Below are 22,504 nucleotides of genomic sequence, written 5' to 3'. Positions count from 1 at the left end.
TTTTAAGCGTTAAGCAAACTAAAAATTATCTGGTCATAAAACAAACAGCTGTAACTTCATCTTGAAATTTACAGTTATTAATTTCTATTGGAATAGAATGATTTCCTTCTTCCAATGTTAACTCAGATGTCTTTACATTATAAGTTCCTGAATTGTTTCTCATTGTTAAATAAAAATAGCCTGTTTTACTAAGAGGTATTGTTTTAGAATAACTAATGATATATGAACAATTTCTTAATGACTTGTTCCAACTATTAATTTTTGTATAACTAGAACATGAATAAGTTATTTTACCTATACTATCATCATCGCTATTATTCAAGAATTCACAAGAGTAAAACAGAAATAATAAACCAATAAAACTATATTTTATAAACTTCATTTACATTAATTTGCGTAGTGAATAAGCCATAATTTACGAAAACAACTTCTTTCTTTATTTTATCTATTGTACCAACAGATGTAGAACCATGAATTTTTACACGATCACCAACTTTTAAAGCATCAATTTTCTTTTGTGTTGCAGCTTTTTCTTTTGTTTCAATAACTTCTTTTTGCTTAGAAATTGTATCAGAATTTTGTTTTAATTCTCTTTGAACTTCTTTCTCTACAATTTTCTCTATCTTCTTAAGCTGTTGAACCTCTTTCGTTTTTTTAGCATTTTCCATTTCTATCAATTTCAAGAAATTAGAAATCATTTGTTTCTTATTTTTTGATTTTAAATAAGAGTCTGCCATATCAGAAATTCGTTCTCCAAGTTTTAATCGTTTCTGTTCACGATCATACAATTGTTGGAAATCGTAAAGTTTCTGTTGAATCTTTTCGTTTGTTTGTTCTAACTTTTCGTTATTCTCTATATTAGTTTCGCGTAATTCTTCTACGTGATCTTTCGTTTTCTGAATTTCGAATTTTTCTTGTTGCAGCTTCAAAATTGTTTTATCTAAACTAACTTTTCCACTTTCCACTTTCTTCTTCGCTCGATTAATTAAACGAAATGGAATTTTATTTTTCTCCGCAACCTCAAAAGTAAATGAACTTCCCGCCTGCCCTAGTTCTAATCGATACAAAGGTTCTAGCGTTTTTTTATCGAACAACATACAAGCATTTATTGCTTCTGATAATTGCTCGGCACTTAATTTTATATTGGTATAATGTGTTGTAAAAATTCCGAACGAATTTCTTTCGTAAAATTCTTCAAAAAAGACCTCAGCTAAAGCTCCTCCTAATTCAGGATCTGATCCTGTACCAAATTCATCTACCAATAGTAATGTTTTCTCGTCTGCATTTTTTAAGAAATAAGACATTTGTTTTAAACGATAACTATATGTTGATAAATGATTTTCGATGGATTGATTATCCCCTATATCTGTAAAAATCTGATTAAAAAATCCAAACTGACTTCCTTCTTTTACTGGAACTAAAATTCCACTCTGAATCATAATTTGCAATAAACCAATTGTTTTTAAAGTAATTGATTTACCTCCAGCATTTGGTCCAGAAATAATGATAATTCTACATTCTTCATTAATTTCTAAACTTTGTGGAATAGTTTTTTGTTGCTTTCTCTTGTTATTAAGAAACAAAACAGGATGATACGCATCAACTAATTTTATAATCCTACTTTCGGAAATTTTAGGTAAAATAGCATTAATAGAATAAGCATAATTTGCTTTTGCTTGTGTAAAATCTATGTATTCTAAAAAGGCTTGATATTCTTCCAAATTAGGTTTGTATTCAGCTATTTTAGCTGTTAAATCTAATAAAATCTGAATAACCAAATGCTTTTCTTCTTCTTTTAATTCTTCCCATTCTCTACGAGGATTCTGAACACTTTCTGGCTCAATAAATGTAATAGAACCAGTTTTAGAAGTTCCTAAAAATTGTCCTTTTACACGTTTTCTTAAAGCAGATTTTACGGCTAAAACACGTCTATTTCCAATAACAGATTCTCTAATATCATCTAAATAATCTGCATGATACGTCATCGATTTATTAAATAATTCGGTAATTCTTCCATTTAAATGGCGTAATCTGTCACGAACGATTTTTAGCTCTGGACTAGCATCATCTTTAATATCTCCAAATTTATTAAAAACCTGATCTATTAATTTTACAATATTCTTCTCATAAAGAATCGTAGAAGCTTTACTAAATAATACTGGAGCATATTCTTGGAAAGCCGTTAAATATTTCAAGATTTCTTTTATTTGCAATGTATTTGCTTTAATCTTAAAAAATTCTTCGGCAGGTAAATAATAATTTTCGATTTCTAATCGACTCAGATTTTCATCTAAAATATAATATTCTGAAAAAGGAACGCGATTTCCTGTTTCAAATGATGTTAAATATTCGTTTGTTATTTGTAAATCCTCAACTAAATTCTGATGATTTTCGTACGGTTTTAAGTTAAAAATAAACTCTTCAACTTTTTCTGTATAAGCAAATTCTGCGATTTCTTTCTGAACCGCATTAAATTCTAAATCTTTTAAAGTTTGTTCTGATATTTGCATTGATACAAATTTACGCATAATTTTATAGTCCAAAAAATTGTAAAATGAATGTAAAAATAGATGATTCTTGGAAAGAGATTTTGAATGATGAATTTGCAAAAGATTATTTTGTTAATTTGACAGATTTCGTTCGCAACGAATATCAAACAAAAACAATTTATCCGCCAGCATCTAAAATATTCTCTGCTTTTAACCATACTTCTTTTGATGATGTAAAAGTTGTTTTGATTGGGCAAGATCCTTATCATGGAGCTGGACAAGCAAATGGATTATCTTTTTCTGTAGCAGATGGTGTAAAATCGCCTCCAAGTTTAAGAAATATTTACAAAGAATTATACGATGATTTGGGCATTCAAATTCCAGCATCAGGAAATTTGGAACCTTGGGCAAAACAAGGTGTATTGATGTTAAATGCAACCTTAACTGTAGAAGCATCTAATGCTGGTTCTCACCAAAAGAAAGGTTGGGAAGAGTTTACAGATGCGGTTATCCAATCGCTTTCCGATAAAAAAGAAAACTTAGTTTTTATTTTATGGGGAGCTTACGCACAGAAAAAGGGAGAAAGAATAAATCGTAACAAGCATTTTGTTATCGAATCTGCTCATCCTTCTCCATTTGCTGCACACAGAGGTTTTTTTGGAAGTAAACCTTTTTCTAAAACAAATGATTTTCTAAAAAGTAAAAATTTAAATCAAATCAATTGGAATTTATAGTTTTATAAACTTCTTATTTTTTCTAAATACTCATTAAATTCTCTTGGAGAATTAACATTTACATAAGGAACACTTGTTTTTAATGTTTCTTTTATATTGGCATACGAAGCGACAAAAATTGTAACATCTGGTGCAACGTTCTTTATTTCTTCTAAATAAGTTGCTAAAACGTTTAAGTCGTAATCGTCGTCAATGTAAATGAAGACGTGTGTTATTTTAACACTTTCTAGACATTGTACAACTGTCGATAGTTCTTGGTTTTCACCTAATAACAAACCACTTTCTCCATTTATTTTAAAATATAAATGGGCAAAAAGTAGATCTATATCGTTCTTTTCCCCTTCTGGTAAAAAGCACAACCATCTTCTTTTATCGTTGGTTTTTATTGTATGAGATGAAACGATAATGTAATAATGTAAATGATTTCGAACTAAATTTCGAGTAAATGATTTAACCGATTCTTCCATTGAATGGGTTTTTAATATTTCTACTATTTCATGAATAAATGGAAATATTAAATCTAAACAACAATCTTCAATGCCAAGTTTCTTGAAACAAATACTCAAAATAGAATCAAATGATTTTTCATCATAAGAAAAACAAGAACTAATCATTAAACGAATAATTGGCTGATAATCATTGCTTTTTTGTAAATAGTTCTGAACTTCAAATTCTGCTAAAACTTGTAATTCTGAAACATTCATTGCACACAATCTTTCAACTGTAAATTTTTTATTTGAATCGGCTAAAAAAGAAACATAAATAAGTTTTTTAAGGTCAAATTTGTTAAAAACTGAATCTCTATCAATTTTTTCTTCCCTAAAAATTTTATATTTTTTATTCCAAAGAGTAATCATTTGATGATTCAATCCAGAGAATTGCATCAAATTCTTAAATGTATAAATGTACATAGCTTTATTTCGGTTTATTTAGTATGGTAAAACAAATTTATAAATATTATAAGTATTATTGTTAATCGGACAAAATAATTTAACATTTATTGATATTATTAAACATTTATTTAAGAATATCGCTTATAAAGCTATTTATTAGTAATTTTGAAAACTACATTGTGATGAAAAAATGAAAGTATTAATTATAGATGATGAAGAGAAATTAAGAAATCTTCTGGCTAAAATTATCAGTTTTGAAGGATTTGAAGTTTTTCAGGCTCCTAATCTAAAATCTGGCTTAAAGAGATTAGAATTAGATGATATTGATGTCTTAATTTGTGATGTAAAATTACCTGATGGAAATGGTATAGAAACAGCAAAACTGATTAAAGAAAAACATTCATCTGTAGAAGTTATTTTACTAACCGCTTTTGGTAATATTCCAGATGGTGTACAAGCAATAAAAAATGGTGCTTTTGATTATATTACCAAAGGAGATGATAACAACAAAATAATTCCTTTGTTGTATAAAGCTTTCGAAAAAGTAAAATTGAACAAAAAAGTTATCCATCTTGAAAAGCAATTAGAAAAAAAATACTCGTTTGATAAGATTATTGGAAAATCTCAACCAATTATTAAAGCAATAGAGTTAGCTAAAAAAGTTGCTAAAACTGATGCAAACGTCCTACTTACAGGAGAAACAGGTACTGGAAAAGAAGTTTTTGCACAAGCAATACATTATGCGAGCAATCGTACTAATCATAATTTTGTAGCAATAAATTGTTCTGCTTTTAGCAAAGAGTTATTAGAAAATGAATTGTTTGGGCATAAAGCAGGTGCTTTTACAGGTGCCATAAAAGATCAGAATGGTCTGTTTGAAGAAGCTCATAACGGTACTATCTTTTTAGATGAAATTGGCGAAATGCCCATCGATTTACAAGCAAAAATTCTACGTGTTTTAGAAACGGGTGAATTTCTTCGTGTGGGAGATACGCAGCTTATAAAAGTTAATGTTAGAATTATTGCAGCTACAAATAGAAATTTAGCAGATGAAATAGAAAAAGATCATTTCAGAAGTGATTTATTTTACAGATTATCTGTTTTTGATATTCATCTTCCTTCTCTACGAGATCGTAAAAAAGACATACCAGAAATTGCACAACATTATGCTGATATTTTTGCTATAAAAGCAAATAGAAAACCTTTGGTATTAACGGACGATTATCTAAAAGCATTAGAAAACAACACGTGGAAAGGTAATATACGTGAATTAAAAAATGTAATTGAAAGAAGTGTTATTTTAGCTGATAATGACGAATTAAATTTAGATACTCTTCCAGAAGATTTACAATATAAAAAGTCTTATTATGATCAATTATCTGCCTTCTCAATGGCGAGCGCAGAAAAATTACATATTCAGAAAATTCTAAATCATACTGCTGGAAATAAAGCGGAAGCTGCACGCCTTTTAGAAATTGGAATTGCAACACTTTATAGAAAGTTGGAACAATATAAGATTGAGTAAACATCGCTTGAATCTGTTTAAAAATATATAATTTAAAAACTTCCTTCTAAAAAAAGATTAAGCCTATCATTTTGATAAAACCTTATCAAAATGATAGGCTTTTTATTTGCTCTAAAAATGGTACAAATACAATAAAAAACTACATATCAATACCTTATGAAAAATTTTAATTGACTGGACTAAAATTTGGCATTACTCCTCAAAATAATAAATGAAATGTCACAAAACAGTTTAATTAAAATTTTAAAAATATGGTAACAATTATTCTAATGCTTACAGGCATTGTCTTCTTTGGCGTCTTTATCAAATCAATTGATTTTTTTGAAAATATCTAAATATGAACAATATAAACAAAGACATCGTTGCAAGTTATTTAACAAGTCATTACAATGAAATAAATGATGAACTACAAGATTTATCATCTCATCAAAATTTCGTCGGAATGTTTCAAGCAATAATTAATCACATCAATGTTTTACTTACTTCTGGTCAAATTCAGAAAATAGGAACTAAAATAAAACTAATTGGTTGGTTGTATAAAAGAGGAAATGAATATGTAAAATACATTATCGAAAATCTTTTTGTTCAATCTTTTGTAGGAATGAAAAGAAGATGTAATCCTCAACAATGGGCTGACTTATATAACACGATTCCAGCAAACCTTAAACAAGTTTACTTGTTACAAAACAAAAATTATTCGATACAAAAATCAATATCATGATAGTACTTTTTATTGTAGCAGTTATTGTATTTATCTACATCTGCTACGTACTGATTAAACCAGAAAAGTTTTAAAAAAATAAAAAATGAATACAGAAATTTTAGGAATTATATTCATGTATGTTTTAGTGATCGCATTCGCATTACCATTAGGACGATACATCGGAAAAGTTTTAAATAATGAAGTGACTTGGTTAGATAAAATATTTAATCCATTAGATCAACTTTTTTACAAACTAAGTGGCATTAATTTTAAGAAAGAGATGAATTGGAAACAGCATCTTATAGCTCTTCTTACAATAAATTTTGTATGGTTTTTACTGGGTATGTTTGTTTTGATGAATATGTCTTGGCTGTCCTTAAATCCAGATCAAAATCCATCTATGAATGCTGAATTAGCTTTTAATACAACCATAAGTTTTATATGTAATACCAATTTACAGCATTATTCTGGAGAAACGGGAATGTCTTATTTAGGGCAACTTATTTTAATGCTTTTTCAATTTATAAGTGCTGGATGTGGAATAACTGCTGCTGCAATTGTATTTACTGCAATGAAAGAAAAATCTACCGAAAAATTGGGTAATTTTTATTTCTTCTTTGTAAGAAGTTGTACAAGAATATTATTTCCTATTGCGATAATCGTTGCAACATTAATGGTTTTTAATGGAAGTCCTATGACGTTTGAAGGTAAAATAACGACCACAACATTAGAAGGCGCTGAGCAACAAATTAGTCAAGGTCCAGTTGCAACTTTTGTGGCTATAAAACATTTAGGAACAAATGGAGGTGGTTTCTTTGGTCCCAATTCGGCTCATCCGCTCGAAAACCCAAATTACTTTACAAATATCATAGAAATGGTAACGCAAATGATTATTCCTATAGCAATAGTTTTTGCGATGGGATATATGATTAAACGCAAAAAGTTAGCGTGGACAATTTTTGGTGTTATGACTGTAGGATTTCTACTTCTTTCCATTCCTACAATTATCTCGGAAATTAAAGGAAACCCAGCCATCTCTGAAATGGGAATTTCTCAAACAATGGGTAATATGGAAGGTAAAGAAATTAGATTTGGTTCGGCAGCTTCTGCTTATTGGAGTATTGCAACAACTGTAATTTCAACGGGAAGTGTTAATTCTATGCACGATAGTTTTATGCCTTTAAGTGGTATGAATCAATTATTAGGAATGATGGTGAATTGTCTTTATGGTGGTGTTGGTGTTGGTTTTTTAAATTTTTACATTTTTATTATACTAGCCGTCTTTATTAGTGGATTGATGGTAGGTAGAACGCCAGAATTTTTAGGTAAAAAGATAGAAGCTAGAGAAATGAAAATAGCCATGATTATAGCTTTACTTCATCCATTTTTAATTCTAGTTGGAACGGCTCTTTCAAGTTATATGATTACCAATAATCCAGAAGAATACGGCAGTTGGCTTAACAATCCTGGATTTCATGGTTTTAGTGAAATGTTATATGAATTTACTTCTTCAAGTGCGAATAACGGAAGTGGTTTCGAAGGTTTAAGTGATAATAATCCATTCTGGAATATCGCCTGTGGAATTGTCATGTTACTTGCGAGATATTTACCAATTATAGGTCCTATTGCAATAGCTGGAAGTCTTGCTCAGAAAAGATATATTCCAGAAAGTGCAGGAACTCTAAAAACAGATACAGCAACCTTTGGCTTTATGATATTTGCAATTATCGTAATTGTTGCGGCATTATCTTTCTTTCCTGCATTAACACTTGGTCCTATTGCAGAATACTTTAGTATGTAGACAGAGTTGTTAGATTTGAGATATTAGATATTAGATATTAGATATTCAAAATTGAATTAAAAATTTCATTTTTCAATTCTCACTCTTCACTTTTTTACATTTTACAAATAAAATATTTTCATAAAAATGAACAATAATAAATCCCTATTTCAAAAAGAAATGGTTCAAGAAGCCTTGAAACAATCTTTTCTGAAACTTAATCCCAAAAGTATGTTTCGTAATCCAGTAATGTTTACTGTAGAAATCGGAACATTTGTAATGCTTATTGTAAGCTTATGGACATTAATTGGCGCAAAAGACCAAGGAAGTTTTGGTTATAACTTTACTGTTTTTATCATCCTTTTATTAACCTTATTATTTGCAAATTTTGCAGAAGCCATTGCAGAAGCTAGAGGAAAAGCACAAGCTGATAGTCTTAGAAAAACAAGAGAAGAAACTCCTGCAAAATTAAAAAATGGAGAAATAATTTCATCTGCAAAACTACAGAAAGGAGACATTTTTGTCTGTGAAGCTGGCGATATTATTCCTACTGATGGAGAAATTATAGAAGGTTTAGCAACAATAGATGAAAGTGCTATCACAGGAGAATCTGCTCCCGTAATTAGAGAAGCTGGTGGAGATAAAAGTTCCGTAACTGGTGGAACAAAAGTGCTTTCTGATAAAATTGTGGTTGAAGTAACAACGCAACCAGGAGAAAGTTTTTTAGATAAAATGATTGCGCTTGTAGAAGGAGCTTCACGTCAAAAAACACCTAATGAAATTGCCTTAACAATTCTTTTAGCTGGTTTTACATTAGTGTTTATCATTGTTTGTGTAACATTAAAACCATTCGCAGATTATTCAAATGTGAATATAACAATCGCTGCATTTATATCATTGTTTGTTTGCCTTATTCCTACAACTATTGGTGGTTTACTATCTGCAATTGGAATTGCTGGAATGGACAGAGCGCTTAGAGCAAACGTTATTACAAAAAGTGGAAAAGCTGTAGAAACGGCTGGCGATATAGATGTTTTACTATTAGATAAAACAGGAACAATAACTATTGGAAATAGAAAAGCAACTCATTTTTATCCTGCATACGGAGTAAATGAAAAAAAATTAATCAGAGCTGCTGTTTTAAGTTCTATGGCTGATGAAACGCCAGAAGGAAAATCAATTATAGAATTGGCTAATATTTCACCAGCAACATTTAATGTTCAACAACCAGAATTTATAAAGTTTACTGCTGAAACGAGAAGCTCAGGTATTAATTTCGAGAATACTCGTATTCGTAAAGGTGCAACAGACGCTATTAAAAATATTGTAACACAAGCTGGAAATACATTTCCGAATGAAATAATAGAACGTGTAAAATTAATATCTGAAAACGGAGGAACGCCGTTAGTTGTGTCTGAAAACGAAGAAGCTTTGGGTGTTATCGAATTACAAGATGTTATAAAACCTGGCATTCAAGAACGTTTTGAGCGTCTACGAAAAATGGGTATTAAAACCGTAATGGTAACAGGAGATAATCCACTCACAGCAAAGTTTATTGCCAACAAAGCTGGTGTAGATGATTTTATTGCTGAAGCAAAACCAGAAGATAAAATGAATTATATCAAAAAAGAACAAGCAGAAGGTCGTTTAGTAGCCATGATGGGAGACGGAACAAATGATGCGCCAGCTTTAGCCCAAGCAGATGTTGGTGTAGCAATGAACAGCGGAACACAAGCTGCTAAAGAAGCAGGAAATATGGTGGATTTGGATAATGATCCTACAAAACTTATTGAAGTCGTAGAAATTGGAAAACAATTATTAATGACACGCGGAACACTAACAACCTTTAGTATTGCGAATGATGTTGCTAAATATTTTGCCATTATCCCTGCTCTATTCATTGCAACTATTCCAGCATTACAAGGATTAAATATTATGAATTTGCATAGTCCAGAAAGTGCCATTTTATCTGCTGTAATATTTAATGCATTTATTATTCCAGTATTAATTCCATTAGCACTTAAAGGCGTGGCTTACAAACCGATTGGTGCAAGTGCATTATTACGTGGAAACTTATTTATATATGGTATTGGAGGTATAATTGTCCCTTTTATTGGGATAAAAATTATTGATCTCATTGTATCATTATTCATGTAATTAATAAAAAATAAACTAAAATGATTAAAAATATAATTCCAGCACTTCGCTTAACAATTGTCTGTTTAATTTTCTTTGTAGGAGTTTACTCTGCAATTATATGGAGCATTGCTCAATTTGCTCCTGGAAAAGGAAAAAGCGAAACAGTTACACAAAATGGAAAAACATATTATCCAAATGTAGGGCAAGCTTTTACACAAGATCAATATTTTTGGACTCGTCCTTCTGCAGTAGATTACAATGCTGCTGGAGCTGGAGGAAGTAATAAAGGTCCTTCTAATCCCGATTATCTAAAAGATGTAGAAAATAGAATAGACAATTTTATAAAACATAATCCGACTGTTGCTAAAGCTGATATTCCTTCGGAAATGGTAACTGCAAGTGGAAGTGGATTAGATCCTCATATTTCTGTGCAAGGAGCAAAAATCCAGATCGATAGAATTGCAAAAGTGAGAAATATCCAACAAGATAAATTAAACGCTATCATCATTCAAAATACAGAAAAACCTCTATTGGGACTATTCGGTACTGAGAAAATAAATGTCTTAAAACTAAATCTAGCCTTAGATAATTTAAAATAATTATTAAAAATGAATAAAATAATTGTTCTATCAGCAATTCTGTTAAGTACATCAGAATGCTTACTCGCTCAAGATTCTATCAAAAAACCTTTAACTATTAGCGGATACGCAGAAGTCTATTATCAGCAAGATTTTAATAATCCAACAACTAATAAACGAGCAGGATTTATTTACAGTCACAATAGAAATAATGAGGTTTCGCTTAATTTAGGTTTTATAAAAGCAAATTACCAAACAGAAAACCTAAGAGCTAATTTGGCTCTTGGTGTTGGTTCTTATATGAATGCTAATTATGCTGCAGAAGAAGGTGTTTTAAAAAATATCTACGAAGCAAATATTGGTGTAAAACTTTCTAAAAATCATGATTTATGGTTAGACGCGGGTATTTTACCATCTCATATTGGTTTCGAAAGCGCCATTAGTGCAGATTGTTTCACATTAACAAGAAGTATGTTAGCAGATAATTCTCCCTATTTTGAAACTGGAGCAAAGTTATCTTACACGACCAAAAATGGAAAATGGAGCATGGCTGTATTAGTGTTGAATAGTTGGCAAAGAATACAGCGTGTAGAAGGCAACTCTACTCCTGCTTTTGGACACCAATTAACTTACCGTCCAAACGAAAAAATAACATTAAACAGTAGTTCTTTTATTGGGAACGATTTTCCTGACGATGAGAAAAGAATGCGTTATTTTCATAATCTGTATGGACAATTTCAAATTACTAATCAATTTGCTTTAATTGCAGGTTTTGATATTGGTGCTCAACAAAAAGTAAAAGGAAGCAATGCTTATAATAGCTGGTATTCTCCAGTAATTATAGCTAAATACTCTCCAACAGAGAAATTAAGTATTGCTGCAAGAGGAGAATATTACAATGACAAAAATGGTGTTATTATTTCGACAGATACACCAAGTGGATTCCAAACATTTGGTGCTTCTCTTAATGTAGATTATCAATTACTACCAAACTTAGTTTGGCGTACAGAAGTAAAAACATTAAATAGCAAAGATGAAATATTTCTAAACCGTGACGATTCAATGAAAAAAAATAATGCTATGGCAATTACATCCTTAGCCATTCGTTTTTAAATATCCATTTACTCTTATTCTCCTTAATCATTTTGTTAAGGAGAATTTGTAATTTCATAAAAGCAGACAAACTATGGACGAAAGAAAAAGTGCTGAACATTTTTTAGATTTAATTCAAAAATCTAGAAAAGGAAAATTTAAACTTTACATTGGAATGAGCGCTGGTGTAGGAAAAACTTTTCGTATGCTGCAAGAAGCTCATACCCTATTACGCAATGGTATCGATGTAAAAATTGGTTACATAGAAACACATGCGCGTGCAGAAACACAAGCCCTTTTAAATGGTTTACCAATTATTCCGAGAAGAACATTATTTTACAAAGGAAAAGAGCTAGAGGAATTGGATTTACAAGCAATTATTAATCTTCGACCAGAAGTTGTTATTGTAGATGAATTAGCACATACCAACATAGAAGGAAGCAAAAACGAAAAACGTTGGCAAGATGTAAAAGATATTTTAGATGCAGGAATAAATGTAATTAGCGCAGTAAATATTCAGCATATAGAAAGTTTACATGAAGACATTAAACAAATAACAAGTATTAGTGTACAAGAAAGAATTCCTGATAGTATAGTTGCAGAAGCAGATGAAGTGGTGAATATAGATTTAACTTCAGAAGAATTAATAGACAGATTAAAAGATGGAAAAATATACGAACAATCTAAAATTGAAGCTGCCTTAAATAATTTTTTTAAGAATGAGCATATTCTACAACTTCGTGAATTGGCTTTAAAAGAAGTTGCTTCACAAGTACAACGAAAAGTAGAAACAGAAGTTATTTTAGATAGGAATATAAAAAAAGAACGATTCTTAGCTTGTATTAGTTCTAATGAAAAAACAGCGAAAAATATTATCAGAAAAACTGCTCGCTTGGCTAATTATTACAACAGTAAATGGTATGTAATGTATGTTCAAATTCCAAAAGAAAATCCAGATAAAATTGCTCTAGATAAACAACGTTACCTCATCAATAATTTTAAATTAGCAACAGAATTAGGAGCAGAAATTATTAAGGTAAAAGCAAAAAATACAACTAAAGCTATAATAAAGGAATGCGAAGACCGAAAAATAACAACAGTTTGCATTGGAAAGCCACATATTACATTAACTAAAATTATATTAGCAACTGATACTTTTAACGCGTTACTTAATAAATTATCAAAAGAAAATATCGATCTTGTTATATTAAGCTAAAGGGAAAAGTAAAATTGAAAATTAAAAGATGAAAAATGATAATATTTTAAAAGACAAATCTTATCTCTTTGCAATTCGAATTGTAAATTTTTATAAATTTTTGAAAGACGAGAAACAAGAATTTATTCTATCAAAACAAGTCTTAAGAAGTGGAACTTCCATTGGAGGAATGGTTGAAGAAGCTTTGCAAGGAGAAAGTAAAATGGATTTTATTCATAAACTATCGATAGCAAATAAAGAAGCGAACGAAACAAGATATTGGATAAGATTATTAAAAGACACAGATTTTATTACTGATAATGAAGCAGAATCTCTCATTTTGAATGTAGAAGAATTAATTAAACTTTTAGTCGCAATTATAAAATCAACAAAAGCATCTATCAAAAAATAATTTCAAATTTACATTTTCAATTTTTCAATTTTTCAATTTTTTATCATGAAAATAAAAGCAAAATTAACCTTTGGTGTGGGATTATTATTTATTCTCATTTTCGCCTTAGCTGCAATAAGTGGTTGGTATATTCATCAATTAAAAAGAGATACCAATAATATTCTTGTTGCCAATTACAATACATTGCAATACTCAAGAAATATGTTATTGGCAATAGAAGAAATGAATACAGATTCTACTGCAATTATAGACTTCCAAAAGAATTTAGAATTACAACAAAAAAATGTAACAGAAATCGGAGAAATAGAAGCGACCAATCAGATTAATAAACATTTCAATAGCTTAAAAATAGAACCGAAAAATGCAGTATTAACTTCCTCTATAAGAAAAGATATTACAGAGATTATGCGGCTAAACATGGAAGCCATTAATCAGAAAAGTATGATTGCCGATGAAACTGCACAAAAAGCAATTTTAATGATTTCTGTAACAGGAACTTTATGTTTTTATATCGCTTTTATTTTATTAGTCAATTTACCTTCAAACATTGCAAATCCAATAAAGGAATTAACAGAGAGTATTAAAGAAATTGCAAGTCAGAATTATAAAAAACGTGTTCATTTTACAAGTCATAATGAATTTGGAGAGCTCGCAAAATCTTTTAATACTATGGCAGAAAAGATTGAAGAATATTCTGAAAGTAAATTAGATAAAATTATCAAAGGAAAGAAAAGAATAGAAACGCTTATTGATAATTTACACGATCCAGTTATTGGAATAGATGAAAATAAAAAAGTGTTATTTGCAAATGAAGAAGCATTAACAATATCTGGATTAAAAAAGGAAAATTTTATTGGAAAGAAAATTCAAGATGTTGCAGTAAACAATGATTTAATTCGAGATATAATTAAAAACATTTTTAAAAAGCCTAATGAAAATCTCCCATCAGAACAATTAAAAATTTATGCTGATGGAAAAGAGAGTTATTTTGAGAAAGAGATTATCAACATTAATATTGTACCAACTGGCGAAGAAAAAAGTCAATTTATTGGGCAGGTAATTCTTCTCAGAAATATTACACCTTTTAAAGAATTAGATTTAGCAAAAACCAATTTTATGGGAACCGTTTCTCATGAATTTAAAACACCTATTGCTTCTATTCAAATGGGCTTACAATTATTAGAAAATGACAGAATTGGTTTATTAAACGAAGAGCAAAAAGAATTAACAAAAGGAATAAAAGATGATACGGATCGATTATTAAAAATAACTGGAGAATTGCTTAATATGACACAAGTAGAAAGTGGCTCTATACAAGTTAATTTAACATCTTCTGAATTAAATCCTATGATTAATTATGCTATAAATGCAAATAAATCTGCCGCTGAAAACAAGAATATTCATTTAGAAGTTGATTCACAAAATACTTCTCTAAATGTATTTAGCGATAGCGAAAAAACAGCATGGGTAATTAATAATCTTATTTCTAATGCTATTCGTTATTCTCACGAAAATTCAACCATTTTTATTCGTGCTAAAAAAGAGAATAATCAATTGTTATTTTCTGTTTCTGATGCTGGACAAGGGATACAACCTCAATATTTAACTAAAATTTTTGAACGATATTTTCGCATTCCTGGAACAAAAAAAGAAGGTACAGGCTTAGGACTAAGTATAAGCAAAGAGTTTATTGAAGCACAAGGAGGAAAAATTTGGGTTGATAGTGAGTACGGTGTAGGAAGTACATTTTATTTTACGCTGAACATAAGATAGTGAGTTGTGAGTTAAACATTATACCGTTAAAATTCGTACACTCTACTTTTTACATTTTACTTTTTACTTTTTACTTTTTACTTTATACTTTGTACTTTGTACTTTGTACTCTATACATAATACTTTTTACACACTATATTGTACTTTTTACATTTTACTTTGTAATTTAGCTATTGTCACAAAATAAAAAACCACAAAAAAATGTCACAATCAATAAAAGATCAAAAACAAGATTTTAAACATCCTATTCCAGAAATTTATCAGCCAAAAAATAAAATTAGAATTGTTACTGCCGCAGCTTTATTTGATGGACACGATGCTTCAATAAATATTATGCGCAGAATTATTCAGGCAACTGGTTGTGAAGTTATTCACTTAGGTCACGATAAATCTGTAGAAGATGTTGTAAATACTGCAATACAAGAAGATGCAAATGCGATTGCAATGACATCTTACCAAGGAGGACACAATGAATACTTTAAATATATGTATGATTTGTTGAATGAGAAAGGCGCAGGTCATATCCGTATTGTTGGTGGTGGCGGTGGTGTTATTCTTCCTTCGGAAATAAAAGAATTAATGGATTATGGAATAACACGTATTTATTCTCCAGACGATGGTCGCGAATTGGGTTTACAAGGAATGATTAACGATATGGTAGAAAAAGCGGATTTTGCTACTCCAGATTTAAAATTACCAAACGGAAAAGACGTTTATCAATCTTTACAAGATAAAGATGATACAACTATTTCTCGTTTAATTTCTTTAGCTGAAAATAGAGAAGATGATTTTTTAAAACTTTTTGATTTTGATAAAGTTGAAAATAAATCAACACCAATTTTAGGAATTACAGGAACTGGTGGAGCTGGTAAATCTTCTATGGTAGATGAATTAGTTCGTCGTTTTTTAATTGATTTTCCAGAAAAAACAATTGCTTTAATTTCTGTCGATCCATCTAAAAAGAAAACTGGAGGAGCTTTATTAGGAGACCGTATTCGTATGAACTCTATTAATAATCCTCGTGTTTATATGCGTTCTTTAGCAACAAGACAATCTAATTTAGCTTTATCTAAATATGTTGAGGAAGCATTGCAAGTTTTAAAAGCATCTAATTTTGATTTGATTATTTTAGAAACTTCTGGTATTGGACAGTCTGATACGGAAATTTTAGATCACTCTGATGCTTCATTATACATTATGACACCAGAATTTGGTGCTGCAACACAATTAGAAAAAATCGACATGTTAGATTTTGCTGATATTGTTGCCATTAATAAATTCGATAAACGAGGTGCTTTAGATGCCTTACGTGATGTTAAAAAACAATATCAACGTAATCATAATTTATGGGATATTAATCCTGATGAAATGCCTGTTTTTGGAACAATTGCTTCTCAGTTTAATGATCCAGGAACAAATCAATTATATAAATCGATTATAGAAAAAGTTGTAGAAAGAACTGGAGCTGATTTAAATTCTAGTTTTGATATTACAAAAGAAATGTCCGAGAAGATATTTGTTATCCCTCCTTCTCGTACACGTTATTTATCAGAAATTGCAGAAAACAATCGTGCATACGATACAAAAGTAGTTTCGCAAAAAGAAGTTGCTCAAAAATTATATGGCTTCTTTAAAACAATTGAAACTATTTCGGGTAAACAACCTATAATAACACAACATGGAATAGATATTACAGGTAATGAAAACGAAGAGTTAACAAAAGTTTTATTAGCTGAGTTTGATAAACTAAAACGTGATTTAGATCCACATAATTGGGAAATTATTATTACGTGGGAAGAAAAAGTAAACAAATACAAAAATCCTGTTTATTCTTTCTTTGTACGTGATAAAGAGATAAAAATACAAACACACTCTACTTCCCTTTCACATTTAGAGATTCCGAAAATTGCATTACCAAAATACCAAGCTTGGGGAGATATTTTACTTTGGAATTTACAAGAAAATGTACCTGGAGAATTTCCTTTTACTGCTGGTTTATATCCTTTTAAACGTGAAGGAGAAGATCCTACACGTATGTTCGCAGGTGAAGGAGGTCCAGAACGTACAAACCGTCGTTTTCATTACGTATCAAAAGGAATGCCTGCAAAACGATTATCTACAGCATTTGATTCTGTAACATTATATGGAAATGATCCTGGACATCGACCAGATATCTATGGAAAAATTGGAAATGCTGGTGTATCTATTTGTTGTTTAGATGATGCTAAGAAATTATATTCTGGATTCGATTTATCGCATGCTGCAACTTCTGTTTCCATGACAATTAATGGTCCTGCTCCTATGCTATTAGGTTTCTTTATGAATGCTGCAATTGATCAAAATTGTGAAAAATACATTAAAGAGAATGATTTAGAAGCTGAGGTTGAGGAAAAAATAAAAGCCATTTATGAAAATAATGGTTTAGAAAGACCACGATATAACGGAGATTTACCAGAAGGAAATGATGGTCTTGGCTTAATGTTATTAGGTGTTACAGGAGATCAAGTTTTACCAGCTGATGTTTATGCAGAAATCAAGAAAAATACATTAGCACAAGTACGTGGAACTGTTCAGGCTGATATTTTAAAAGAAGATCAGGCACAAAATACATGTATTTTTTCTACTGAATTTGCTTTGAGATTAATGGGAGATGTACAAGAATATTTTATCAATCAAAATGTTCGAAATTTCTATTCTGTTTCTATTTCAGGTTATCATATTGCGGAAGCAGGTGCAAATCCAGTAACGCAATTAGCGTTTACATTGGCAAATGGTTTCACTTACGTAGAATATTATTTATCTCGTGGAATGGATATTAATGCATTTGGACCAAACTTATCGTTCTTCTTCTCGAACGGAATCGATCCTGAATATTCAGTAATTGGTCGTGTGGCAAGAAGAATTTGGGCGAAAGCATTAAAGAATAAATATGGTGCAAATGAGCGTGCTCAGATGCTAAAATACCATATTCAGACTTCTGGTCGTTCTTTACACGCACAAGAAATTGATTTTAACGATATTCGTACAACATTACAAGCATTATATGCGATTTACGACAACTGTAATTCATTGCATACAAATGCTTATGACGAAGCTATTACAACGCCTACAGAAGAATCTGTACGTCGTGCAATGGCAATACAGTTAATTATTAATAAAGAGCTTGGTTTAGCTAAAAACGAAAATCCAATTCAGGGTTCTTTTATTATCGAAGAATTAACTGATTTGGTTGAGGAAGCTGTTTTATCTGAATTTGATCGTATTACAGAGCGTGGAGGTGTTCTTGGTGCAATGGAAACAATGTATCAACGATCTAAAATACAAGAAGAGTCTTTGTATTATGAGACATTAAAACATAATGGTGAATTTCCTATTATTGGAGTTAATACATTTTTAAGTTCTTCTGGTTCTAAAACTGTTGTACCAGCAGAAGTTATTCGTGCAACTGAAGAAGAAAAACAATTTCAGATTAAAACGAAAGAAAATTTACACCATGTAAAAGCTGAAATTGAAAAGAAAGAATTAGAACGTATTCAAGAAATTGCAATTCAAAATGGAAATATTTTTGAAGCATTAATGGATGTCACAAAAGTTTGTTCACTAGGTCAAATAACAGATGCGTTATTTAATGTTGGTGGTCAGTATAGACGAAATATGTAAGAAAAAAAATAGTCGGAAGAATATCTTCCGACTATTTTTATATGTTTTTTATATTTTTAAGTTTTTAAGGCATAACTTAATCCTTAAAACCAATTTCTAATCTCGAATTTCTAATTCTTAATTTGAAATCTCTAGTTTACTTTGTTCTTTTATAAAATCATTTATAATAACATTTAGACGTTTATTGCGTATATCTTTTTCAAAGCGAAATGGTTCTGCCGCTCTTTCCGAACAATCTTTCATTCCACAGTTTTCGCATGTTACAGCAACTTCACGAATTGGAATTGTAGAATCATTCATGAACTTTATTTTACGTTGAGCCGATTTATATAAAACACCAATTGTAACGCTTCTTAAATAATCTGGATTAAAGGGATCTTTTGTTCCAGATGAAATCACATAGTATTTTTGGTTATTGTTATATGGATAAATCGATATTTGAGCAGAAGTTTCGTGAACGCCATCCTCTTCTGTTTCTAATTTTTTAAGAACATTTAAAGAAACCCAACGTCTACAATAATGCTCATCTGTCTCATTTGCTTGAGGAGATTGTTGTTGATTAAGATGCAATTCTTTTGTTAATTTAAAAGAGTTTGATCCTTTTTTGGTTGACAATCGTAAGAAGAATAAATCGCGAATATTAAAATGTTTTGGTAACAAATTAGTCATTCGTTGATATATTGTTTCTGGCGATTCTGTGTATTTCCCTAAAATTTCTTGAAATTTAGATAAATCATGTTCTTCCAAATTAAACAATTCACGCATATCTTCTAACAATTTTTCTTCTGGCAATAACAAAGCACCAGCAAAATAAGAAGCGTAAAAATTATTCAATAACTGATCGAATGTTTCAAAACTTGCCCAAGAAAATGTATATAATCTTTCTGTTAGATTTAAATAATTATACCCCAATTCTTTTGCTAAAATAAAACGTTGTTGATCTTTGTCGGAAGTGATATTAATGTATAGTAGTTTTTTCTCTTTGATGAAAATTGAACGAAGTTTTGCTAAATCTTTAAATCCAAAATCATTAAAATCTTTGTAAGCAATTGTATAATGATATTCTTCTTTTAAAATTTCTTCTATAGATTCGTTCGATACACATTCGTCTGCATCGACCATATATTCGCGTAAAAAGTTTTTTGCAGCTTTTTCTATCTCTGGAAAATAATTATCATTCGCTTCCTGAAAAGAACGTAAGGAAGCCAAGAAGAAACTTTCTTTTGTTAAGTTATAATTATTCCCAATTTCAATTAATGTAGAAATAAACGCATTAACCTTCATTGGAGCATTCGAAATAATTTCAATTAAATCTCTTTCCTCAATTCCAAAAATATCCAATGGAATCTCTTGTAATAAATTCGATTGTAAGATTTCTGCAACTGGCGCAAGATTTTTATCTAATTTTAGAGAAACTAACTCGTCATAAGGAACTTCGAAAGCATCTGCAAGCGCAACTATTTTATCAGTTTTTGGATATTTTTTCCCCTTCTCAATCTCATTTAAATAAGATTTAGAAAGCCCTGTCAGCTTAGATAATTTAAACAAAGACAAATCCTTAGAGGTTCTTATTTGTTTTAATTTTAATCCAAAAATTAGTTTAATATATTCTTCTTGCATAATTTTTCCAAAAATGTTTGGTAAATGTAAACGAAATTTTATAATTTAGCGAACGTTCGCTGAGGATGAAATTTCGTTTAAAAAACAATTTCAAAATTACGATAAAAAGATAAAATAGTAAATGATATTCCTCTCTTATAAAATAGAAAGTTTATCAATTATATAAAGCAGAATTTCTGAAAAATGAAATTTTTGCAATTTGAAAAAAATTTTGTTGTAAGCAACAAGTAAGAAATATCAGGCTCACAATTTGACTTTGGTTTATATTTTTTCCATAATGCACACACGTTACTTCCCGAGCAAAGTGAGCCTTATTTCTAACTTTAATTGACAATTTTAATTTTGAATCTTTTATGATTCATTTCAAAAGTATCTCCTCCTTTTTTTCCCAATAATACTTTAACTAAAGGTGTTTGTGTAGAAAGAATAAAAACTTTTTTATTATCAAAAACCACTTCTCCAAAACTGCACGCAATACAAAAATTTCCCATAGAAGTTTCAACATAACTTCCTAAACCAATGGTATCATTTTCGATGGGTTTTATTTTTAAGAATATATCTTGTTGAATAAGAATTTCATTTAATTGATTTTGTATTCTAGAAATTTCTTGTTGCATCATCTCTCTTGACGTTTCGTACTTATCGCCCATACTACTTTTAGTATCATTATTAGATGCGCGCAAATCGTCAATTAAATGTTGCAAATACTTAATTTTCTCTTCTAATTGTAAAACAATAAATTGGTATAATTCTACTTTCATTTGATTATGAAATTACTTTAGGTGCATTTTTAAATTTTAACATGTACAGCGTTGCTACTATACAAACTACAGCTGCAACATAAATAATTGTCGGAACTCTTTCTAAGTAATCTTGGAAATACCAACCCGTTAGTAAAGCTCCTAAACCAATTCCTGCTTCCATTGCAATGTACATAGTTGCAATAGCTTTTCCTCTACCATTTGGAAGACTAAAATCTATTGTCCAAGCATTAAGCGCTGGAGAAAGAATACCTGTAGAAAAACCATACATTAATGCACCAATTATTAAACCTGTTTTAAAATCTAAAGTAGCTAGGACTAGTAAAGCTAAAACTAATAAACCTAATCCCATTTTTATAACTAAAACTCTACCTTTTTGGTCTGATATTTTACCTGCAAAAAAGCGAATTAACATAGAAGCTAAGGTGAAAACGATAAAAAATATTCCTTTATTTTCGAAACCTAAATGTACTGTCCAATCTGGAATAAGCGTTAAAATAGCTCCGAATGCAGAATAAGATAAAAACGTGACAACAGCCGCTGGGAGCGCTTCTTTTGCAAAAATATCTTGCTTAGAAATCTTGAGTAATTTAAACGAAAACTTATGTTTCTCTTTTAAAGTTTCTTTCATATTAAACAATATCAAAATTGACATTAATGAAAGAAAAGAAGAGGTAAAAAACATAACATTAATTGAGGTATATAAAGTTAAAGTACTTCCTATGGCTGGTCCAATAGCCATCCCAATACTAAAACATATTCCATGTAAACCTAATGCTTCTCCCCAACGCTCTCTAGGAATAATATCTGCAATATATGCAGCTGTAGCGGTAGGTTTAAACCCAGTAGAGAAACCATGAATTAAACGTAAAAAAAGAAATCCTGAAACAGTAGTTAAAACCGGATATAAAATTCCACAAACAAAACATACAATAGAACCAACTGCCATTATTGGAACTCGACCAACTTTATCGGTTAATTTTCCACTAAATGGTCGAGATATACCTGCTGTTAAAGTAAACAATGCAATAATAAACCCTTTGTATTCAGCACCACCAAGACTGCTTAAATAAGCTGGTAATTCTGGAATCATCATATTAAAACTCGCAGAAAATAACAGCGAACTTAAACACATTAAAACAAACTGAGT

The 22,504-nt window shown here is 30.1% G+C and carries 18 protein-coding genes; 12 read left to right on the top strand and 6 right to left on the bottom strand.

The genetic code is table 11. The annotated features are described in order from the left end of the window. Positions 1 to 25: 25 nt before the first annotated feature. Together BUA86_RS08635 and BUA86_RS08630 are read right to left on the bottom strand one after the other, a co-directional pair. Positions 26 to 382 (bottom strand): hypothetical protein, encoded by a 357-nt coding sequence (locus tag BUA86_RS08635; RefSeq protein ID WP_072931764.1) that lies wholly within the window; start codon positions 380 to 382, stop codon positions 26 to 28. Continuing rightward, positions 363 to 2,510 carry an endonuclease MutS2 gene (locus BUA86_RS08630; protein ID WP_072932050.1) on the bottom strand — a complete coding sequence of 716 codons (2,148 nt, stop codon included), beginning with the start codon at positions 2,508 to 2,510 and terminating at the stop codon, positions 363 to 365. Before BUA86_RS08630 ends, BUA86_RS08635 begins: the two co-directional genes overlap by 20 nt. A 44-nt stretch (positions 2,511 to 2,554) precedes the next feature. On the opposite strand from BUA86_RS08630, the gene BUA86_RS08625 reads away from it, so the two are divergent. Next, positions 2,555 to 3,223 (top strand): uracil-DNA glycosylase, encoded by a 669-nt coding sequence (locus tag BUA86_RS08625; protein WP_072931762.1) that lies wholly within the window; start codon positions 2,555 to 2,557, stop codon positions 3,221 to 3,223. A gap of 2 nt (positions 3,224 to 3,225) precedes the next feature. On the opposite strand, the gene BUA86_RS08620 is transcribed toward BUA86_RS08625, so the two are convergent. Then, positions 3,226 to 4,134, bottom strand: coding sequence for a hypothetical protein (locus tag BUA86_RS08620; protein WP_072931760.1), 909 nt, complete (start codon positions 4,132 to 4,134; stop codon positions 3,226 to 3,228). Positions 4,135 to 4,306: 172 nt separating this feature from the next. Between BUA86_RS08620 and BUA86_RS08615 the strand changes: the two genes are divergently transcribed. From BUA86_RS08615 to BUA86_RS08565, 11 genes are all read left to right on the top strand, one after another. Continuing rightward, positions 4,307 to 5,641 carry a sigma-54-dependent transcriptional regulator gene (locus tag BUA86_RS08615; protein ID WP_072931758.1) on the top strand — a complete coding sequence of 445 codons (1,335 nt, stop codon included), beginning with the start codon at positions 4,307 to 4,309 and terminating at the stop codon, positions 5,639 to 5,641. Positions 5,642 to 5,978: 337 nt separating this feature from the next. Continuing rightward, positions 5,979 to 6,362: a DUF7674 family protein gene (locus BUA86_RS08610; RefSeq protein WP_072931756.1), complete on the top strand. Its 384-nt coding sequence runs from the start codon at positions 5,979 to 5,981 to the stop codon at positions 6,360 to 6,362. After that, positions 6,359 to 6,436, top strand: coding sequence for a K(+)-transporting ATPase subunit F (kdpF, locus tag BUA86_RS16400; RefSeq protein WP_072932048.1), 78 nt, complete (start codon positions 6,359 to 6,361; stop codon positions 6,434 to 6,436). The genes BUA86_RS08610 and kdpF overlap by 4 nt, the downstream gene beginning before the upstream one ends. Positions 6,437 to 6,447: 11 nt before the next feature. Continuing rightward, positions 6,448 to 8,145 carry a potassium-transporting ATPase subunit KdpA gene (kdpA, locus tag BUA86_RS08600; protein ID WP_072931754.1) on the top strand — a complete coding sequence of 566 codons (1,698 nt, stop codon included), beginning with the start codon at positions 6,448 to 6,450 and terminating at the stop codon, positions 8,143 to 8,145. 126 nt (positions 8,146 to 8,271) lie between these two features. Next, the gene (gene kdpB, locus BUA86_RS08595) at positions 8,272 to 10,281 is read left to right on the top strand and encodes a potassium-transporting ATPase subunit KdpB (protein WP_072931752.1); all 2,010 of its coding nucleotides are present in this window, start codon (positions 8,272 to 8,274) and stop codon (positions 10,279 to 10,281) included. Positions 10,282 to 10,301: 20 nt separating this feature from the next. Further along, complete coding sequence (locus BUA86_RS08590; protein WP_072931750.1) at positions 10,302 to 10,862, top strand: K(+)-transporting ATPase subunit C; 561 nt, start codon at positions 10,302 to 10,304, stop codon at positions 10,860 to 10,862. Between the two features lie 9 nt (positions 10,863 to 10,871). Then, a complete protein-coding gene (locus tag BUA86_RS08585; RefSeq protein ID WP_072931748.1) occupies positions 10,872 to 11,954 on the top strand; it encodes a porin in 1,083 nt (360 codons plus the stop codon). 73 nt (positions 11,955 to 12,027) lie between these two features. Next, positions 12,028 to 13,149 carry a sensor protein KdpD gene (locus BUA86_RS08580; protein WP_072931746.1) on the top strand — a complete coding sequence of 374 codons (1,122 nt, stop codon included), beginning with the start codon at positions 12,028 to 12,030 and terminating at the stop codon, positions 13,147 to 13,149. 28 nt (positions 13,150 to 13,177) lie between these two features. Next, positions 13,178 to 13,540 carry a four helix bundle protein gene (locus BUA86_RS08575; protein WP_072931745.1) on the top strand — a complete coding sequence of 121 codons (363 nt, stop codon included), beginning with the start codon at positions 13,178 to 13,180 and terminating at the stop codon, positions 13,538 to 13,540. A gap of 45 nt (positions 13,541 to 13,585) precedes the next feature. Continuing rightward, positions 13,586 to 15,313 (top strand): ATP-binding protein, encoded by a 1,728-nt coding sequence (locus BUA86_RS08570; RefSeq protein ID WP_072931744.1) that lies wholly within the window; start codon positions 13,586 to 13,588, stop codon positions 15,311 to 15,313. Positions 15,314 to 15,514: 201 nt separating this feature from the next. Beyond that, positions 15,515 to 18,973, top strand: a complete 3,459-nt coding sequence (locus BUA86_RS08565; protein ID WP_072931743.1) for a methylmalonyl-CoA mutase family protein — start codon at positions 15,515 to 15,517, stop codon at positions 18,971 to 18,973. 117 nt (positions 18,974 to 19,090) lie between these two features. On the opposite strand, the gene BUA86_RS08560 is transcribed toward BUA86_RS08565, so the two are convergent. The 3 genes from BUA86_RS08560 to BUA86_RS08550 form a co-directional block, all read right to left on the bottom strand. Beyond that, a complete protein-coding gene (locus tag BUA86_RS08560; protein WP_072931742.1) occupies positions 19,091 to 20,593 on the bottom strand; it encodes a helix-turn-helix domain-containing protein in 1,503 nt (500 codons plus the stop codon). Positions 20,594 to 20,916: 323 nt separating this feature from the next. Beyond that, entirely contained in the window at positions 20,917 to 21,354 is a 438-nt protein-coding gene (locus BUA86_RS08555; protein WP_072931741.1) for a hypothetical protein, read from the bottom strand. A gap of 4 nt (positions 21,355 to 21,358) precedes the next feature. Further along, complete coding sequence (locus BUA86_RS08550) at positions 21,359 to 22,489, bottom strand: MFS transporter (RefSeq protein ID WP_072931740.1); 1,131 nt, start codon at positions 22,487 to 22,489, stop codon at positions 21,359 to 21,361. Between the last annotated feature and the right edge of the window lie 15 nt (positions 22,490 to 22,504).

Origin of the sequence: Chishuiella changwenlii (assembly GCF_900142565.1) — a bacterium.
Lineage (GTDB): Bacteria > Bacteroidota > Bacteroidia > Flavobacteriales > Weeksellaceae > Empedobacter > Empedobacter changwenlii.
The sequence above is the reverse complement of the archived record's forward strand: the minus strand, read 5'-3'. Positions and strand labels throughout refer to the sequence as shown.

Coding starts and splice junctions, on each gene's coding strand:
- BUA86_RS08635 (WP_072931764.1), bottom strand. CDS start 382: ATGAAGTTTATAAAATATAGTTTTATTGGTTTATTATTTCTGTTTTAC.
- BUA86_RS08630 (WP_072932050.1), bottom strand. CDS start 2,510: ATGCAAATATCAGAACAAACTTTAAAAGATTTAGAATTTAATGCGGTT.
- BUA86_RS08625 (WP_072931762.1), top strand. CDS start 2,555: ATGAATGTAAAAATAGATGATTCTTGGAAAGAGATTTTGAATGATGAA.
- BUA86_RS08620 (WP_072931760.1), bottom strand. CDS start 4,134: ATGTACATTTATACATTTAAGAATTTGATGCAATTCTCTGGATTGAAT.
- BUA86_RS08615 (WP_072931758.1), top strand. CDS start 4,307: ATGAAAGTATTAATTATAGATGATGAAGAGAAATTAAGAAATCTTCTG.
- BUA86_RS08610 (WP_072931756.1), top strand. CDS start 5,979: ATGAACAATATAAACAAAGACATCGTTGCAAGTTATTTAACAAGTCAT.
- kdpF (WP_072932048.1), top strand. CDS start 6,359: ATGATAGTACTTTTTATTGTAGCAGTTATTGTATTTATCTACATCTGC.
- kdpA (WP_072931754.1), top strand. CDS start 6,448: ATGAATACAGAAATTTTAGGAATTATATTCATGTATGTTTTAGTGATC.
- kdpB (WP_072931752.1), top strand. CDS start 8,272: ATGAACAATAATAAATCCCTATTTCAAAAAGAAATGGTTCAAGAAGCC.
- BUA86_RS08590 (WP_072931750.1), top strand. CDS start 10,302: ATGATTAAAAATATAATTCCAGCACTTCGCTTAACAATTGTCTGTTTA.
- BUA86_RS08585 (WP_072931748.1), top strand. CDS start 10,872: ATGAATAAAATAATTGTTCTATCAGCAATTCTGTTAAGTACATCAGAA.
- BUA86_RS08580 (WP_072931746.1), top strand. CDS start 12,028: ATGGACGAAAGAAAAAGTGCTGAACATTTTTTAGATTTAATTCAAAAA.
- BUA86_RS08575 (WP_072931745.1), top strand. CDS start 13,178: ATGAAAAATGATAATATTTTAAAAGACAAATCTTATCTCTTTGCAATT.
- BUA86_RS08570 (WP_072931744.1), top strand. CDS start 13,586: ATGAAAATAAAAGCAAAATTAACCTTTGGTGTGGGATTATTATTTATT.
- BUA86_RS08565 (WP_072931743.1), top strand. CDS start 15,515: ATGTCACAATCAATAAAAGATCAAAAACAAGATTTTAAACATCCTATT.
- BUA86_RS08560 (WP_072931742.1), bottom strand. CDS start 20,593: ATGCAAGAAGAATATATTAAACTAATTTTTGGATTAAAATTAAAACAA.
- BUA86_RS08555 (WP_072931741.1), bottom strand. CDS start 21,354: ATGAAAGTAGAATTATACCAATTTATTGTTTTACAATTAGAAGAGAAA.
- BUA86_RS08550 (WP_072931740.1), bottom strand. CDS start 22,489: ATGTGTTTAAGTTCGCTGTTATTTTCTGCGAGTTTTAATATGATGATT.